15 protein-coding genes are annotated in these 16,971 nt (G+C 48.7%); 8 read left to right on the top strand and 7 right to left on the bottom strand.

All coding sequences use genetic code 11. From position 1 onward, the window contains the following. Positions 1–285: 285 nt before the first annotated feature. From NC997_RS26180 to NC997_RS26170, 3 genes are all read right to left on the bottom strand, one after another. Positions 286–1,257 carry an orange carotenoid protein N-terminal domain-containing protein gene (locus tag NC997_RS26180; RefSeq protein ID WP_190438806.1) on the bottom strand — a complete coding sequence of 324 codons (972 nt, stop codon included), beginning with the start codon at positions 1,255–1,257 and terminating at the stop codon, positions 286–288. A 421-nt stretch (positions 1,258–1,678) separates the two neighbouring features. Further along, positions 1,679–2,194: a GrpB family protein gene (locus NC997_RS26175; protein WP_190525499.1), complete on the bottom strand. Its 516-nt coding sequence runs from the start codon at positions 2,192–2,194 to the stop codon at positions 1,679–1,681. A gap of 17 nt (positions 2,195–2,211) precedes the next feature. Continuing rightward, positions 2,212–3,330: an FAD-dependent oxidoreductase gene (locus tag NC997_RS26170; protein ID WP_190525498.1), complete on the bottom strand. Its 1,119-nt coding sequence runs from the start codon at positions 3,328–3,330 to the stop codon at positions 2,212–2,214. Positions 3,331–3,410: 80 nt separating this feature from the next. On the opposite strand from NC997_RS26170, the gene NC997_RS26165 reads away from it, so the two are divergent. The 4 genes from NC997_RS26165 (at position 3,411) to NC997_RS26150 (ending at position 6,685) form a co-directional block, all read left to right on the top strand. Then, on the top strand, positions 3,411–4,253 hold the full coding sequence (locus NC997_RS26165) for a YaaW family protein (protein WP_190424968.1): 843 nt from the start codon (positions 3,411–3,413) through the stop codon (positions 4,251–4,253). A gap of 23 nt (positions 4,254–4,276) precedes the next feature. Continuing rightward, the gene (locus NC997_RS26160) at positions 4,277–5,683 is read left to right on the top strand and encodes an O-antigen ligase family protein (protein ID WP_190525497.1); all 1,407 of its coding nucleotides are present in this window, start codon (positions 4,277–4,279) and stop codon (positions 5,681–5,683) included. Positions 5,684–5,762: 79 nt separating this feature from the next. After that, complete coding sequence (locus NC997_RS26155; protein ID WP_190525501.1) at positions 5,763–6,374, top strand: J domain-containing protein; 612 nt, start codon at positions 5,763–5,765, stop codon at positions 6,372–6,374. 38 nt (positions 6,375–6,412) lie between these two features. Next, positions 6,413–6,685, top strand: coding sequence for a DUF3143 domain-containing protein (locus NC997_RS26150; protein ID WP_190412046.1), 273 nt, complete (start codon positions 6,413–6,415; stop codon positions 6,683–6,685). Between the two features lie 99 nt (positions 6,686–6,784). On the opposite strand, the gene NC997_RS26145 is transcribed toward NC997_RS26150, so the two are convergent. The 3 genes from NC997_RS26145 to lysA form a co-directional block, all read right to left on the bottom strand. Then, positions 6,785–7,534 (bottom strand): isoprenyl transferase, encoded by a 750-nt coding sequence (locus NC997_RS26145; protein WP_190525496.1) that lies wholly within the window; start codon positions 7,532–7,534, stop codon positions 6,785–6,787. After that, on the bottom strand, positions 7,531–8,445 hold the full coding sequence (gene cdaA / locus NC997_RS26140) for a diadenylate cyclase CdaA (RefSeq protein WP_190412044.1): 915 nt from the start codon (positions 8,443–8,445) through the stop codon (positions 7,531–7,533). The genes NC997_RS26145 and cdaA overlap by 4 nt, the downstream gene beginning before the upstream one ends. A gap of 518 nt (positions 8,446–8,963) precedes the next feature. Then, complete coding sequence (gene lysA / locus NC997_RS26135) at positions 8,964–10,430, bottom strand: diaminopimelate decarboxylase (RefSeq protein WP_190525495.1); 1,467 nt, start codon at positions 10,428–10,430, stop codon at positions 8,964–8,966. 71 nt (positions 10,431–10,501) lie between these two features. On the opposite strand from lysA, the gene rimI reads away from it, so the two are divergent. The 4 genes from rimI to NC997_RS26115 all read left to right on the top strand — a co-directional run bounded on the left by rimI (position 10,502) and on the right by NC997_RS26115 (position 15,363). After that, a complete protein-coding gene (gene rimI, locus NC997_RS26130; protein ID WP_347276063.1) occupies positions 10,502–11,152 on the top strand; it encodes a ribosomal protein S18-alanine N-acetyltransferase in 651 nt (216 codons plus the stop codon). Between the two features lie 273 nt (positions 11,153–11,425). After that, positions 11,426–13,906 carry an ATP-dependent Clp protease ATP-binding subunit gene (locus NC997_RS26125; protein ID WP_190438830.1) on the top strand — a complete coding sequence of 827 codons (2,481 nt, stop codon included), beginning with the start codon at positions 11,426–11,428 and terminating at the stop codon, positions 13,904–13,906. A 339-nt stretch (positions 13,907–14,245) separates the two neighbouring features. Then, on the top strand, positions 14,246–15,052 hold the full coding sequence (locus tag NC997_RS26120; protein ID WP_190525493.1) for an MOSC N-terminal beta barrel domain-containing protein: 807 nt from the start codon (positions 14,246–14,248) through the stop codon (positions 15,050–15,052). A gap of 14 nt (positions 15,053–15,066) precedes the next feature. Continuing rightward, on the top strand, positions 15,067–15,363 hold the full coding sequence (locus NC997_RS26115) for a DUF3288 family protein (RefSeq protein WP_190429228.1): 297 nt from the start codon (positions 15,067–15,069) through the stop codon (positions 15,361–15,363). Positions 15,364–15,536: 173 nt separating this feature from the next. On the opposite strand, the gene NC997_RS26110 is transcribed toward NC997_RS26115, so the two are convergent. Further along, positions 15,537–16,952, bottom strand: coding sequence for an MlaD family protein (locus NC997_RS26110; RefSeq protein ID WP_190525492.1), 1,416 nt, complete (start codon positions 16,950–16,952; stop codon positions 15,537–15,539). Positions 16,953–16,971 lie beyond the last annotated feature (19 nt).

Below are 16,971 nucleotides of genomic sequence, written 5' to 3'. Positions count from 1 at the left end.
GTGAAATACCAGTGGCTTTCTGATTCCTTGATTGAGGAACTGAAACATCCTTCTATTCCCATGCAACTTGTGTAACTTGTACGCTATATCTAGCGCCTTTGCGTAAGTCCTGAACTTTTACAATACTTTTTGAGAATTATTTGGGCGTTATGAGTGGTTTGGTGAAAAATTGATGTCTTGCAGACTCAAGCAAAAATGTAGGGTGCTAGGATCAGCACCCTACATTTCTTGTTGCTAAGGCGATTATTTGTGCCTTATCTTATCTCAGCAACTGTACCTAACGTCCTACTGACGAGTTAGGTTTAGGAGTTCTTTCGGGGACGCCAATAAGTCAACCGCCACAAAGAAAATTTTGCCTTGGGGATCTAGCAAGAACCGCCACGCAATATTCATGCCAACGCTGGCACCGAACCAAGGAGTTTCTACTTTCCCTGTGACTTTATGCTGGGTATAGCCATCTTCTATGCGCTCAGAGACGCCTTTCTGTGGCATCATCTTGAGTCCCTGACATTCTTCGCGCATATATGCAGAAATCGCTGCACGACCGACAATTGGCTTCTGGAAGGGCGGTTGCAATGCTCCCTTTTCCGCAAATAGAGACACAGCCGCCTCAAAGTCAAATGCGTTCATGTTTTGAATATAGTTCAGCACTGTAGGCTCACTGATGCCATCAATACTGATCTTCGGACGGGAAGCTAGGGCGGTGGGTGCTATATAGGGATCTTCGGGTTTTGCGTAATCGTTGAGAGCCGGATCAAATCCCATGTTGATGACGGTATTCCGCAAAACTGTGATTTGCTGACCCGGATCGAGTTTCTTGATGGTTTCCAGCACTGCTGCGGCTTCCGGGGTCATTTGATATCCCGTTGGGATGGGAGCGACAATACCCTGTGCCATCAACTCTCCTAACTCATACCAAAAACCCAACTTGGTATTGACGCTGAAAGAAGAATAGGAACGGCTGATGGGAGTGTCAGCACGGTTAGCAAGATCCTCCATCACTTTCGTTTGGGCGGCAGCTGGCATCTGCTTAATTTGGGCTAGTAAACCTTCCGCTAGTATCATGCGGGCGGCTCCTGTGGCGGCGCGAGTAATTGAAACACCCATTTCGGTGTAGGCAAACCAGAGTAATGCCAGTTGATCGTCAACGCTGAGCTTATCGAAAGCTTCCGTGGTAGCTGGAACCGCATTAGCAATCTGAGTTCCAGGGAAAATGCCCTGTGCGGACTCAATCGTATAAGTCGTGGATGAAGTCATGGATGCATTATTTAGATTCGTTAAAACTATTAATCCAGAAATTTCTGGGTTACGAATCTTTGTCTCCTGTCTTAAAACATATAACAAAACATTACAGAATGTAAAGTTTTCTTTACATTGGGGGAGACAGAGATCGCACCATCTAAGGCTGCCAAGAATCGGATTTATTCATACAGGGTCTAGGGTTGATGGCAATTTCCATCCCCCAAATGTTATGAAACGGTTTGTAAATACTGGTGTTTGATGAACGCTCTCGCCTTGAAAATCACTAGCAGCTAATGGCAGACAAGCAGCGATCGCAACTTTGCGCGGTTTGCTCTTTTGCCGCAACAGAGTTGTATTTGGCTATGTAACGTTAAATCGGGCAATGCTAAGAAATCGCTGCTAAAAAACTTTCTCCGGGTAGCGATCGCTGCTTATCTTAGATAATTTGCCGCCATGCCCTAGCATTTGAGAGTAGCTGCTCAATTAAAGGAGCCTTTGCCTGGACGTAGCCTTCTCGATCTAGCCGGAATTGTACCGCTAACTCGCGCTTCAAAGCATCGTATTGCTTCGCCTTCTCTGGGTGCGCCCTGAGAAAATCGCGGAAGATCAGCTGGTTTTCCCAAACCTGATTTCCTCGTTTCACCAGATGGAGATGGTGAGTGCGGGGCATCCCTTTGCGAAAGAAGTGCCGTCCTGGAACACCCAACTCACCTTGGTAGAGATAGCCGAGTGTTTCGACAGATGTAATCTGATCGACGCTGGGTGGTAACTCCTCCAAGCCTACGAGAATATCAATGATTGGTTTAGCTGCTAATCCTGGCACTGAGGTACTGCCAATATGGTGGATGTCCAAGACAGCATCACCGAGGGCGTGGAGAATTTGGAGTTTTTCCTCCTCAAATTGGATAGGCCAATTGGTATCGTAATCAACCACTTGGATAAAATCTTGCATCGGTTTAAATTAACTCCTTAGCGATCGCTCCTACCAGATATTTGCTGGAGGGTTTCTAAAAAACTTTCTCCCGGCAAGCTTCGCATTTCCATCTGTTGATTAATCTTGACGGCGGCGGCTAATCCAGAATTCATCGCCCCTTCTACCAAGTTTCCCCCGCACCAATCGCCACAACAAATTAGGGGCAACGGTGTCCCAGCGTCCAGGCAATCTTGATGCAAAGGACGACTGGGAAAAGCATAGCGCCAGCGATGGATTTGAAACCATTCGGGAGAATCTAGCCACGGAACAAGTAACTGTGCAGCACGGGATAACATCTGGCGTGCAACTGGGTTTAAATCTTCGGCGTCTAAGTAATGTTTGGCAAATTCAGCAGTGCTGTGTAAAACAAAGACTGGCATCTGGGGATTGGGACGTTTGCTGCTGTCTAAACCAATCCACGACAAGTCAGAGTCGTGTTTAACATCTAGGTGTAACGGGAAATTTCCCGTCTCTGCATTACTTAAATCTTGCTGTCGAGAAGCTGGATAACCCGCCATGACACTGAGACAGGGATCAAACTCCACAGCCCGTAAACTATCTAGAAATTCAGTTGGTATGGTTTTGGCTAAGGCTTCCAGTAGCATCAAAGCTTGAGGCGCTGGAATTGCCACGACAACAGCTTTAGCAATTAATGGGTCGGCTTTCGGCTCAAAAGTGAAATGCCAAGTTTTCTCATCAGTTGGGGTAATTTCTTGAACCCGTTGATTCAGACGCATTTCTAAACTTGTGGCGAGGAATTTAGCGATCGCATTCATCCCCATTGGTGCCACATAACGGGGACGGATCGAGGATAAATTCGGCTTTGCTGGTTCCCGGCAAACAGGATTCGTCCAGGCTTGAACAATCCCCGGCTTTCCTTCAAAATCGCTTTGCTTCACCCGCAAAACATCAATAAACTTCTCAGTTAACTGCCCTTGGGGTTCTAAATAACGCAAGCCATGATCGGCACAAGTCCCCTGCAATCGGCGCGTTGCCACCCTTCCCCCAACGCCACGAGATTTGTCAACGACGACCACTTTATATCCAGCTTGGTGCAACTGTTGAGCAACGGTCAGTCCCGCGATACCCGCACCAATTACGGCGACATCAAACACTACGGATAACCCTCAGTCTTCAAGTATATAGAAGTAGAATAAGGGACAGCACCGAATCTGGGGTCTGGGAGGAATTGAAGTTGGACGAGCTGAGAGCCGCGCTGGAATTAGCCACAGAAGAAGAGTTACAGCAACTGACAGATATTCTATTTCGCCGCAAATTTAACCCCTTAGATTACGTTCAGACACCTGACCCGATCGACATTCAAAGCCAAGATCACGAAGATTGGTTGGATGCGATCGAGCAGAGATTTCGCTTTTTAGCGGCGGATGGAGTGACAGTTTTGCGAGGACGCACGGGTGAAGTCACTTATCGACAAATTTTGATCCAAGTTTGTCGATATCTGAAAATTCCCTATTCTGCAAAACTTTCAACGACTGATTTAGAAGCAGAAGTATTTCTCAATCTGATGGGTCGGGCGTGGAAACAAATGCCTCGACACGAACAGAAAGCGTTAACTGCCAGAGTACAGCGATCGCTAGCAAAGTCTCAACTCTCCGAACCCCTGCCAGTGCAGTTACAGCACGACCCGATGGCTTTACTCGTTAAGGGGGGTAGTGCCCTTGCCGTTAGTTCCATTGTCCAGCCGCTGTTACTACAACAACTTGCCCGTCAGTTTGCAATTCATTTTGCTAGCTATCAAGTCGCCAAAGAAACTGTCATCCAAGGCAGTGCTGCGGCTGCTGCACAGTTCCAAAATTATATGGTGCTACAAACAGCGAAGCGTGGGATGGCAATGAGTGCCGCCCGTTATGGTGCCATCCGCAGTGTATTTGCATTAGTGGGACCCGCCATGTGGGCGTGGTTTTTTGCCGATCTGGGCTGGAGAGCGATCGCGACTAATTACGGTCGGATTATCCCTATCATCGTTGCCTTAGCGCAAATTCGCCTAACTCGTGCCGAATGCTGGGAACCTGCTTAGGAGTCAAAAGTTAAAAATTAAAAATGAAGAAATCCCCGTTTTTAATTTTTAATTTCCCATTTTTAAGTCGGCATCCTGACCCCAGCTTGCAAGCCTCTTGGCACTATGCTCAACTGGGGTTTCTGATTTTTCCCTTGATTCCTATTCTGGGTGCTGTCGGAATATTTATTGGATTAGTCGGCACCTGGAGAAAAAAATATCCCACAATTATCCGACGCCCTCTCAATCGCGGATTCGCTATCTTTTGCGCCTGGGTAATTATTTCAGCTAGCTTCGCCCCTTTTCCTTTAGAAGCCTTGCTGGGATTGTTTAATTTCCTCCCCTTTTTCATCTTTTTTGCTGCCTATAGCGAACTCATTCAGACACCAGCACAACTGCGACAGTTAGCTTGGATTTTGGTGGTGCCTTCTGTACCTGTGGTGATTCTCGGCTTTGGGCAGATATTCATGGGTTGGGCTAGCCCAGCGCTATTGGAAGGTATTGTAGGCTGGGCGCTGCAACCTAAAGGGAATCCCATCGGGCGGATGGCTTCGGTATTTATGTACGCCAATATTTTGGCAGCCTATCTGCAAATTGTGTTTATTTTGGCGCTGGGATTGTGGATTGAAGAAAGCAAAAAGCGATCGCCCCAATCTCGCCGCTTACGCACCGCCACGCTAGAACAAAGGGCGGAAGCAAAAGCTAAAACAAAATATATTTTTCCCTTTCCGTTTACCTGGCGAATTGGGTTTCTGAGTGTAGCGGTAATTGGAAATGCAGTTGCACTGATTTTGACGAATTCCCGCAATGCTTGGGCGATTGTCGTTCTTAGCTGCCTTGCCTTTGCCTTCTACCAAGGTTGGCGTTGGCTAATCGCCGGAGTGGGGGCGATCGCTACTAGCATCCTCTGGGCAGCTTTTGGCCCTTCACCCGTGCGCGAATGGCTTCGCACGATTGTCCCCTATTACTTTTGGGCGCGACTCACCGACCAAATGTATCCAGATCGACCCGTGGCGTTGTTACGGACAACTCAGTGGCAGTTTGCTTGGTCGATGACTCAGCAACGTCCCTGGACTGGCTGGGGTTTAAGGAATTTTACGCCACTTTACGAGGCACAGATGAAAGTCTGGCTGGGACATCCTCACAGCTTGCTGTTAATGCTAACGGCTGAAACTGGCATCCCCGCAACCATTTTCTTCTGCGGTTTAGTTGGCTGGGTGATGGTTCAAGCTGCCCTACTATTGGCAGAGATGAGACTAATCTCGTCTCCACAAAATAGGTTAATTCTTTTCAGTTATTTAGTCGCTTTTGGTGCCTGTACATTATTTAATGTAGTAGATGTAAGTATATTTGATTTACGGGTGAATACCTTGGGATGGTTGCTATTAGCAGCCATTTGCGGAGCAGTTTATCAAAAGAGAGCGATCGCATCCTTTCCCGCACTACAATAATTGAAACCCACTCTTAACCAAGCAGAGTGAAGCTGTGGTGACTCAAAATAGGGAAAATCCGAATAATGAAGGTCGCCGGATGCCGTATCAAACAACCTTGGCGACCAGTCATTACGCCTTGCTAGGGCTGCACCCTTCGGCGTCCCCGATCGAAATTCGACGGGCATATCGAGAATTAAGCAAACACTACCATCCCGATACCACAGAATTACCTGCTAACATAGCAACCGCTAAGTTCCAGCAGCTCAATGAAGCCTATTCCACCCTCAGCAATCCACAACGGCGACTGGCTTATGACCTAAAAATTGGCTATTCCCGCATTAGCGTAATTCAAGCACCGCCAAACTTGAATTCTTCGGTTTCCCAAGCAAAAAAGGCATATTCTTCCTCAGCCTATTTAGATCCAACCGATCGCCCCCTCTCTCCAGGAGAGATTTTTGTCCTATTCATTATGGGTTTAACCTTTGTGGGTTGCCTATTGTTAGCGATCGCCATTGGCTTAACGCGAGGAGAAGCCGCCTTCCAAGTTTCCAGGCTAGAAACCCTGCAACCAGTCGAGCAGCAGGCGACTCCTCATCTTCCTGTTCATCCTCATCATCTATCTAAACCTGTGGCATCTGGGTCGCGCCTTGCCCCACTCATCCCTCAAAACAAGCGAGTTGATTCAATCTACTTGCCGGATGACAGATAATTTGGGACAATCCGCCCCTAACCAAATTAAAACGACCTATGACTCTTCCCACTGCTGATACGCCTCTCTATAACCATCCCTTACCTGATATTGAACAGTGGCTCAAAAAGATGGGATGTCAACAAGACCGAACTCAGCTGCACTGTTGGCACATTGCTAGACCTTTTTGGAAAGCAGAGCTGTCTCTAGATGTGGAGGAGCTAACCGTGCGCTATCTAGAAGCGGGTGAAGGCGGACGAGATATCCTGCGCTCCTTCAAATATTCTCTGACTCGCCAAGATGTAGAAGACGCCGTCTTTGCAGGCCCTTAGAAAGTAGTTTTGAGTTTTGAATCTTAAATTCCAGAAATCAGTCAAAACAGAGACGCGATAGCTCGCGTCTCTACAAATTTACTTATACTTTGCCAATCTTCATACTTTGCCGAAACGGCGATCGCGCTGTTGATAGGCACACAAAGCCTGGTGAAACTCCGCCCGGTCAAAATCAGGCCACAGCGTCTCTGTGATATAGAGTTCCGCATAAGCTAATTGCCAGAGCAGGAAGTTCGAGAGGCGCATTTCCCCGCTGGTGCGAATCAGTAGGTCAGGATCGCCAACTTTGGCAGTATAGAGGTGGCGTGAAAACAAAGCTTCATCAATTTCATCAGGCTGTAAAACACCTTCCTGCACCTGAGTCGCGATCGCTCGACAAGCTTGCAGAATTTCCTGGCGTCCCCCATAATTAGTTGCCACAGTAAACTGAATGCTGGCATTGTGCTGAGTTTCAGCCATTGACCGCTCAATTTCTACCTGGAGACTTCGCGGTAAATCAGCTAAATTTCCCATAAAGTTGATTCGCACATTCTCCTGCACCATTTCCCGGAGTTCCTGCCGCAACACCCCCTCAAACAAGGTCATTAAAAAATCAACCTCTTCCAGCGGTCGTTTCCAATTTTCCGTAGAAAACGCATAAGCAGTCAGCGCTGGAATTCCCCAATCCTTACAGCAGCGCAGTAAATCCTTCAGCGCATAGACCCCCCGCCGATGGCCCATAATTCGAGGTAGCCCTTGGCGTTTGGCCCATCGACCATTTCCATCCATGATTACTGCCACATGTTTGGGCAGGCGGTCTCGATCGAGGTCAGCAGGCAAATTTTGTAAGACAGTTGATTTTGAAGTCATTTCTTGTCACGAGAACCCGGTGGTGGAAGACGAAGCAAACGCGAAACCAGTGCCTTTCCCCGATCGCTAATCTGACGTCCCAAACTGCGTAGACCGGGGGCGACGGCCCTCTCTTCGCTTGACGTGGAGAATCGCGTCTCTAAGAGTTCTTTCAGTTTACTGCTGGTTAGGGGGCGATTCAGTCCCCCCCTCTCCGCTAAAGAAATAGAGCCGGTTTCTTCAGATACAACGATACATAGGCAATTTTCGACCCGCTCCGTAATTCCCATTGCTGCCCGGTGCCGCGTCCCCAGCTGCCGCGACGCCGTGCGCTCAGAAAGGGGCAAAATCACCCCAGCGGCAACAATGCGGGAGCCACTAATGAATATTGCGCCGTCGTGCAGGAGCGTAGATGTTTGAAAGATAGTTTGTAGGATTTCCTTAGAAACCTCAGCATTTAATTTGACGCCTTGAACGGAAAAATCCCGCTCATCAATTGGCCCGGTCGTTTCCAGTACGATCAAAGCACCCGTGCGGTTTTGGGACAATTCCTTGACCGCATCCACAATTTCATCAATAACACTATCTGCTTTGGGAATCGCTCGTCGGGAGGGTTGCAGCAACTGCATCAGTTCTCCCCTGCCCAATTGTTCCAGAAACCGACGAAATTCTGACTGGAAAATGACAGCCATCGCCACAGCCGAGCCAACTACCAACTTTTCCAGGACAAAACTCAACAGTACCAGCCCCAGGCGATTACTCACGGCTGAGGCTAGCATTAAGACAATCAAACCCCGTACCATCCACAATGTGCGACGCTCCCCGATAAAGAGTAGCACCAGATACGTGAGGATGAGAACTAAAACAATATCAATGCTTTGAAGCAACAAGGTCGAAGTTCCGGGAGGGTCTTGACCGGGACCCAAATTCATTGAACCTTATCAGATTTGCTGAAGTTTGCTGGATACGGGCGAGTTTAAAGGCAGAAGGCAAGAATGTAAAAAGCAAGGAGAGCAGTTAGCTATTGGCTTGAATTAACTGTTTAGAGTCTAAATCTAGTGTACCTGTGGTTACGTCCCAGCTAAACAGTTAATAGCTAATTACTGCTTCTATTTTTTACTTTCTTTTTCCCTTAAAGCTCGATTTTAGCTGAAGCGCCCCCTTGGGTAGTAGCGAATTAGGTAGTGAGTCGTAGGATTTTCCGATGACTAACATCTTCCATTAATCGACTATATAGCGGTTTTCCATTGCGTTCAACACACATGGTAAGAGCGTTTGCGTGAGCTGTGCGCCCCTACATAGCCCTCATGTCAAAGAGCATGAGAGCTATGTATATGTATTCCCCTACCCTCTCCTTGACGAAAGGGGAGAAAAGCCTCCCTCCTTTGATTGAGAAGAGACTAAGCGGCAGGGATTTTAGTTGACCGCATTGGTGCAAAAAATTCCCAATCTAACTAACTACTAATCGCTCAGGTAGACGATCCTGCCGAATTACATCCTGGTAGGTTTCCCTCTGCAAAATCAGATTAGCTTCTCCTCGACCTACTAAAACCGCTGCCGGACGAGACAGGCGATTGTAATTAGAAGCCATGCTGTAATTGTAGGCACCTGTGCCCATGACGACGAGAATATCTCCCGGCTCAGTTTTCGGCAGCGATGCTTCTTTGATCAGAATGTCTCCAGATTCGCAGTGTTTACCGGCAAGGGTGACAGTTTCTGTCAAGGGTGCCGACATCCGGTTGGCAACAACGGCTCGATACAGGGATTGGTAGGTGATGGGACGGGGATTGTCAGACATTCCGCCATCAACGGATAGGTAGGTGCGGATGTCTGGAACGACCTTTGATGAGCCTACGGTGTAGGCGGTGACGCAGGCAGTCCCAATGAGCGATCGCCCTGGTTCGCACAATAATTTAGGTAAGGGGATTTGTTGGGATTGGCAGGCTGCGGTAATGGCATCGCTGACAGTTTTTACCCACTCGTCAATACTGGGAGGATCGTCTGATTCGGTGTAACGAATTCCTAAGCCACCCCCGACATTTAACTCTTTGACGGGCAATCCATTGGTGGCTGCTTTTTTAAACCACTCCACCAAAACCCCTGCGAGATCGTGATGGGGTTGGCGCTCAAAGATTTGGGAACCGATATGGGCGTGCAACCCGATACAATCTAAAGTTGACTGCTGGCTGATAAAAGCAAAGACTTCCTCTAATTGGTTAGGATCGAAGCCAAATTTGCTATCGAGGTGTCCGGTGCGGATGTATTCGTGAGTGTGACATTCAATGCCAGGGGTGAACCGCAGCATGATCCGGATTTTGGATTTTGGATGATTAGAGGGGTTAATCTCTGATTCCTTAGGCGCTTGTCCCGATTCCAAAGCCGCGAGGGTGCGTAGCTCTAACCAGTTGTCCACTACAATCGTGCAGCCGGTTTCAACCGCTAGAGTCAGTTCTTCACGGGATTTGTTATTGCCGTGAAAATAAATTTTGTCGGGACTGACGCCAGCTTGCAGCGCCGTGTAGAGTTCGCCGCCAGAGACGACATCGATCCCCAAGCCTTCACTCGCAGCGATCGCGCAAACGGCTAGACAACTCCAGGCTTTAGAAGCATACAGTACCTGAGATTCACCGCCATAATAGCGGCTTAAACCATCCCGATATTGACGACAAGCTGTCCGCAGCGTTTCTTCGTCCAAAATATAAAGGGGCGAACCAAATTGCTGCACGAGTTTCGTGACGTCACAACCACCAATTTCCAGGCAGTCGCGGCTGTTAACCCCAGACGTCAGGGGCAAAAGTTCCTGATTGGGTGAGCGATCTACACTGACGTGATGATTTGCGTCTGTACGGGTTGTAGGCGTAAGCGGTAAATATTGCCGTCCAGAATTTTGAACCCCGACTGGTTGAGTCGATAACATGATCTAATAGTTGTCCTTGGATGCTTAACAGGCGTGAATGCGTCTTGTTTTTCAGTCTACAATTGAAAACTGTGACTTTTTTGCAACTTCAGCCGCTGACAGCAGAGCAGCTCTTGGCGGTAGTGGAACTAGACCAACTGTGTTTTGGTCAACTCTGGACTCTAGACGGTTACAAGCGAGAGTTAGAAAGTCCCAATAGTGACTTGCTAGTTATAGAAGAATTTAGCGGCAAGGAACCAGAGGTAATCGGTCAATCCACTCAGTACGTGGGGGAAAACGCCGCCCCGACTGCATTGAGTCCGGAAGGAGCTCCGCCTCTAGAGCGATCGCTCGTGGGCATCGGATGTCTCTGGGCAATCTTAGAGGAGGCGCACATTACGATTTTGGGAGTGCATCCCAACTATCGGGGTCAGGGCTTGGGGCAGGCACTGCTTTATGCCTTGCTCAAAAAAGCCTGGAAGCGCCGGTTGGAGTGGGCAACGCTGGAGGTGAGAGCATCGAATCGACCTGCCCAGTCTCTCTACGAGAAATTTGGGTTTCAGGAAGTTGGTAGGCGTCGGCGCTATTACAAAGATACGGGCGAAGATGCTTTGATTTTGTGGCGTAGCGGTCTTCAAGCACCCGAATTTCCGCAAACCTTAAGCGACTGGCATTCCTCAATTGGCGATCGCTTCCGTTACTCTCATCGGCAGTTCTTGGAAGCCGATGAAGTTAAAGGATAGAAGGTTGACGGTTATAAGGTTCGGTTATAAGGTTGTAGGGGACATGGTGGTTCAACTGGCGTTTTTTGCCAATGTGTCAATTTACTCACTTTTTTGCCCCGTCAATTTTCTAACTTTAGATAGTAGCGAGAGACTAGCGATCGCTGAGTTCTACCAACAAAGTCAGAAAAATCTTGCGGGATAGATTTCATCTATCTTCAATGTGACAGCCGGATAAAAACCCTATGCTAGAATCACCATTACAGGCACGCAGCAGGGGAAACGAAATCCGCCATGTTTGAACGCTTCACAGAAAAAGCCATTAAGGTAATCATGCTGGCCCAGGAAGAAGCTCGTCGCCTGGGACACAACTTCGTCGGTACGGAGCAGATCCTCCTGGGTCTAATTGGAGAAGGAACCGGCGTCGCCGCCAAAGTCCTGAAATCTATGGGCGTCAACCTCAAGGATGCTCGGATTGAGGTGGAAAAAATTATCGGTCGTGGTTCTGGCTTTGTGGCGGTAGAAATTCCGTTCACCCCCAGAGCCAAGCGCGTCCTGGAGTTATCTCTAGAAGAAGCTCGCCAACTAGGGCATAACTACATAGGGACGGAACACCTGCTACTGGGTCTGATCCGAGAAGGAGAAGGGGTTGCTGCCAGAGTGTTGGAAAACCTAGGGGTTGACCTCACGAAAGTGCGGACGCAAGTGATTAGAATGCTGGGAGAGACGGCAGAAGTCTCTGCGGGGCAAAGTAGCGGGCGCACCAAGACCCCGACATTAGATGAGTTTGGCTCTAACCTGACCCAGATGGCATCAGAAGGCAAACTCGATCCAGTCGTCGGTCGGGCGAAAGAAATCGAACGGGTCATCCAAATCCTGGGACGCCGCACGAAGAACAACCCAGTGCTGATTGGGGAACCCGGAGTTGGTAAGACCGCGATCGCGGAAGGGTTGGCGAGTCGCATCGCAAACAACGATGTACCGGACATCCTGGAAGAAAAGCGCGTAGTCACACTAGATATTGGCTTGCTGGTAGCGGGCACCAAATACCGGGGTGAATTTGAAGAGCGCTTGAAAAAAATTATGGATGAAATCCGCTCAGCGGGGAATGTCATCCTAGTAATCGACGAAGTTCACACCCTGATTGGTGCAGGTGCCGCAGAAGGTGCCATCGACGCGGCAAACATCCTGAAACCCGCCTTGGCGAGAGGGGAATTGCAGTGCATCGGCGCAACCACGCTAGATGAGTACCGCAAGCACATCGAACGGGATGCCGCCCTAGAGCGTAGATTCCAGCCGGTGATGGTCGGTGAGCCGACGGTTGCCGAAACTATTGAGATTTTGTACGGGTTGCGCGAACGCTACGAGCAACACCACAAACTGAAAATCTCCGATACAGCCGTAGAAGCTGCTGCCAAGCTTTCAGATCGTTATATTTCCGACCGCTACTTGCCGGATAAAGCGATTGACCTGATTGATGAAGCCGGAAGCCGCGTGCGCCTGCTCAACTCTCAGTTGCCCCCCGCAGCGAAGGAATTGGATAAAGAACTGCGTCAGGTTCTCAAGGATAAGGATGACGCAGTCCGCAGTCAAGACTTCGACCGGGCAGGAGAACTGCGCGATCGCGAAATGGAAATCAAAGCCGAAATTCGCGCGATCGCTCAAAGCAAAAAGACCGAATCCGACAAACGCGATGATGTTTCCCCCGTCGTTACCGAGGAAGACATTGCCCACATTGTCGCCTCTTGGACTGGAGTGCCGGTGAACAAGCTCACCGAATCCGAATCCGAGAAGCTGCTGCACATGGAAGACACACTGCACAATCGGCTGATCGGTCAAGAAGAAGCCGTCAAAGCAGTTTCCAGAGCCATTCGTCGGGCACGGGTCGGCTTAAAGAACCCCAACCGACCGATTGCCAGCTTTGTCTTCTCAGGGCCAACGGGTGTAGGTAAGACGGAACTCGCAAAGTCTTTGGCTACATACTTCTTCGGTTCGGAAGAAGCGATGATTCGCTTGGATATGTCCGAATACATGGAGCGCCACACGGTTTCCAAACTGATTGGTTCGCCTCCAGGGTATGTCGGTTACAACGAAGGCGGTCAGCTCACCGAAGCAGTGCGTCGTCGTCCTTACACCGTGGTGCTATTCGACGAAATCGAAAAAGCCCACCCGGATGTATTCAATATGCTGCTGCAAATCTTGGAAGACGGTCGCCTGACCGATGCCAAGGGACGCACAGTAGACTTCAAGAACACGCTGTTGATTCTTACCTCCAACATCGGTTCTAAGGTGATTGAAAAAGGTGGAACGGGGCTTGGCTTCTTCGATACCCAAGAGAACGAAGCAGAGGCACAATACACCCGCATTCGCTCGCTGGTGAACGAAGAACTGAAGCAATACTTCCGCCCAGAGTTCTTGAACCGTCTCGACGAGATCATCGTCTTCCGCCAATTGACGAAGGACGAGGTGAAGGAAATCGCCGACATCATGCTCAAAGAGGTGATCGGACGGTTGAGCGAACAGGGAATTATCTTAGAAGTCACGGAACGCTTCAAGGATCGTCTGGTGGAAGAAGGATACAACCCCAGCTATGGTGCCCGTCCGCTGCGTCGCGCCATCATGCGCCTGTTAGAGGATAGCTTGGCTGAAGAAATCCTTAGCGGTCGCGTCTCAGATGGAGACACGGCAATTGTGGATGTCGATGAAACTACCAAGGAAGTGAAAGTGCTGCAAGGTCAGAAGCGAGAATTGCTTCCCCAAGCGGCTGAAAGTTAAAGATTAAAAATTAAAAATGAATCCTAGACAAATTCATTTTTAATTTTTCATGTTATACGGTAGAGAAGCGATAGTTTCTCTACCGTTTTTGTATGTAGCGGGCGTTTGATGAGAGTCTTGCCTCATTTCAAGAAAGCTGAAAAATCAACAATAAGCTTCTTGCAAAAATACCGAACTTTTAATTTTTAAACACAGATGAACTCAGATGTAGAAGCGAAGCAGTTTCCCGTTCCCCAAAAGATAGGGTAAGCTTTCGGAATATCTAATGAAAGCAAAAATTCTATTGAAAAAGAGTTGTCCATTTTTATTACAAGCATTTTTAATTTCTAATTGATTACCGTGTCTTACCTTGCCCGCATTCTGGTTTATCCAATCAAATCTCTAGATGGTGTTTCCGTTACCAAAACAACCATCCTTAAAAGTGGTGCATTACAGTATGACCGAGAGTTTGCTATCTGTGACGCTCAAGGTCGATTCGTGAATGCCAAGCGCAATCCGAAAGTTCACTTACTGCGGACTTCTTTTGACATTGATACGGATACTGAGAAGATTACTCGTGTTTGCTTAGAAGTCCAAGGAACAGAACAAACCCACATTTTTCACATCGATCGGGAACGGAGTGAATTAGAAGCTTGGTTGAGCGACTATTTCGACTTTCCCGTAAAACTCTGCCAGAACTTAGTCTCTGGCTTTCCAGATGATACCAATGCTTCCGGGCCAACAGTCATCAGTACCGCCACGCTGGAGACAGTTGCCTCCTGGTTCCCTCCCCTGACGGGGGATGAATTGCGGCGACGCCTGCGGGCAAATCTGGAAATTGGGGGCGTCCCGGCATTTTGGGAAGATCGGCTGTTTGGGGCGGAAGAGGACGTGGTGCCGTTTCTGGTGCGAGATGTGCAGATAAATGGGGTCAATCCCTGTCAGCGTTGTGTGGTGCCGACACGAGACTCTCTAATGGGCAAGCTTTACCCTAATTTTCAAAAATTATTTGTGCAAGCGCGGAAAGAAACTTTGCCCAGTTGGGTAGACTCATCTCGATTCAATCACTTTTACCGACTCTCGGTAAACACGCGCATCCCTGAATCGGAAGCCGGTAATATTTTACAGGTGGGAGACGAAGTAGAAATTCAAACACTTAAAAACTAAAAATTAGAGATTATATGGCAGAGACAGGAAACAAAGATCAACAGCATCCCCTCCAAGGACGCGATCGCCAACTCGTTAACAGCCTCTTAACCGGGGAAATGAATGATTTCAATCTGGCGGAACTCGCCCGTCTACGCATTCGCTATCGTGGCTTTCCAGGGGCAAGGGAGATTCAACAAGACCTGGATATGATTCTCCGCCAGTGGAACTTGACAGAAGATGCACTCTTTGAAAAAACTCGTCAGATTCATGCTACGAGTGTTGTCTATAAAAGTCGCAGCAAGCGGCAAGATGAAGAAGATTGGAATTAGCGTGCTAGAGCAAATCTCGTTTGGATACAGTATCTTTAAAACCCAAATGTTTTTGCGCGAATGCTTCAGCCCTACATAATTCCAACAGGTGTAGGTGATGCATTGCCTTGTAAGGACGGGGGAATCATTGAAAGCTTCTCTTCTTCTAGCAAAGAGCATGGAACTGAGGCTTGCTAATTCTTATTTTCAGAGTCAGCTAGTGGCTGAATAGATTCTTCCTCCCAGTAAGCGGAAGGTAACGCCTTTCCCATTGGTTCGCGCTGTACAGACTTTAACTGCTTCTTTTGGGCGATGGGTGTCAAAGAAGGCGATGCAAGAGGGAGCAAAGAATTATTCTGCTGCGTTCCGATCCCGGTTCCCGGATTGACCGCTGGCAATCCGGGTTCTAGAACCTCAGCCACTTGAACTTGCTGCTGTAGGTCTTCTGTCGAAGACACCAAATTGCTGAGTCCATTCACCAAATTTCGCAAATTGTTACGGAAAGCTTCATCTCCTGTCAAATCATCCAGGTCAGATGTAATTTTCTGAGCATTTTCAAACGTCATCCGCGCTGAGTCTAAAGTTTGTTGCAATACAACCAAATTCGTTGGACTGTTAAGAGCGGTGGAAAGATCGCGAAAGTTAGCAGATGCTTGCGCTGCATTGATGGACGCCTGCGCCGCATTTGCAGACACGAGTTCTAAGTTACGCCGTAGTTGTCCACCTCCAAACTGGTTGACTTGCCCTGTTAGGTTACTTGCACTCAGGCGCAGCTGTTCGCTGGCTTGGCTAAAGTTGTTCAAGGTACTGACGAGAGTCGAGCGGTTGCCTACGACCAGACTATTCATATTATCGACGAGCCGATTTACCTGGGTGGCAGTCCCGCTATATTGATTCGCGGTCCTAGAAATCTGATTGGCTGCCAAAGCAACTTGATTGCTGGTTTGATTGGCAGCACTCGTCACTGAATTGGCTGCGACTGAGAAGTTTTTAATTTCTTGTTGCACTGAGCGACTCAAACCTGTGAGTTCGCGGGTAAGTTGAGATACCCCAACGGCGGCGACGCTGGTATTTTTAGCAACTGAGTTGAGGTTGGCAAAGAATGCGGGGTCGCTGTAGAGATTGGCGATGCGGGTGGTGCTGCGAAGCAGTTCATCAAAACTGACCCCAATTTGACCTTGCAGACGATCCTCGTCACAAACAATCAGGCTAGACTGGCATTGCGGATCGAGCGGATTCGCTACCTTCGCGTCTGGCTGGAAGGGCTTCAGGGGAGTAATGTCAATCGAAGTTTCGCTGAGCAGACCGGATTGATTGGCTTCAACGACGACATCACGCGGAATCAGTAAGTCAGCCGGTGCAATTTCCATCACCACATCGACGCCATTCGAGCCTGGGTTGATGGCAGTAATTTTCCCAACATTGACGCCGCGATAGCGGACGGGTGCGCCAGCTTGCATCCCGCCAGCATTGACAAATTCTGCCACGACTGTGTAGCTACGGCTACCGGGGTTCATCCCGCGTATCCACAAAATCAGACCCCCAAACAAGAAAAGGGACAGCAGGATTAACAAACCGACGGAGCCTTCTCGAACCGTTCGCGATCGCATCTGTTCTCCTCATACCATT

This window comes from Trichocoleus sp. DQ-A2, assembly GCF_039961915.1.
Taxonomy (GTDB): Bacteria; Cyanobacteriota; Cyanobacteriia; order Cyanobacteriales; family FACHB-T130; genus FACHB-T130.
The sequence above is the reverse complement of the archived record's forward strand: the minus strand, read 5'-3'. Positions and strand labels throughout refer to the sequence as shown.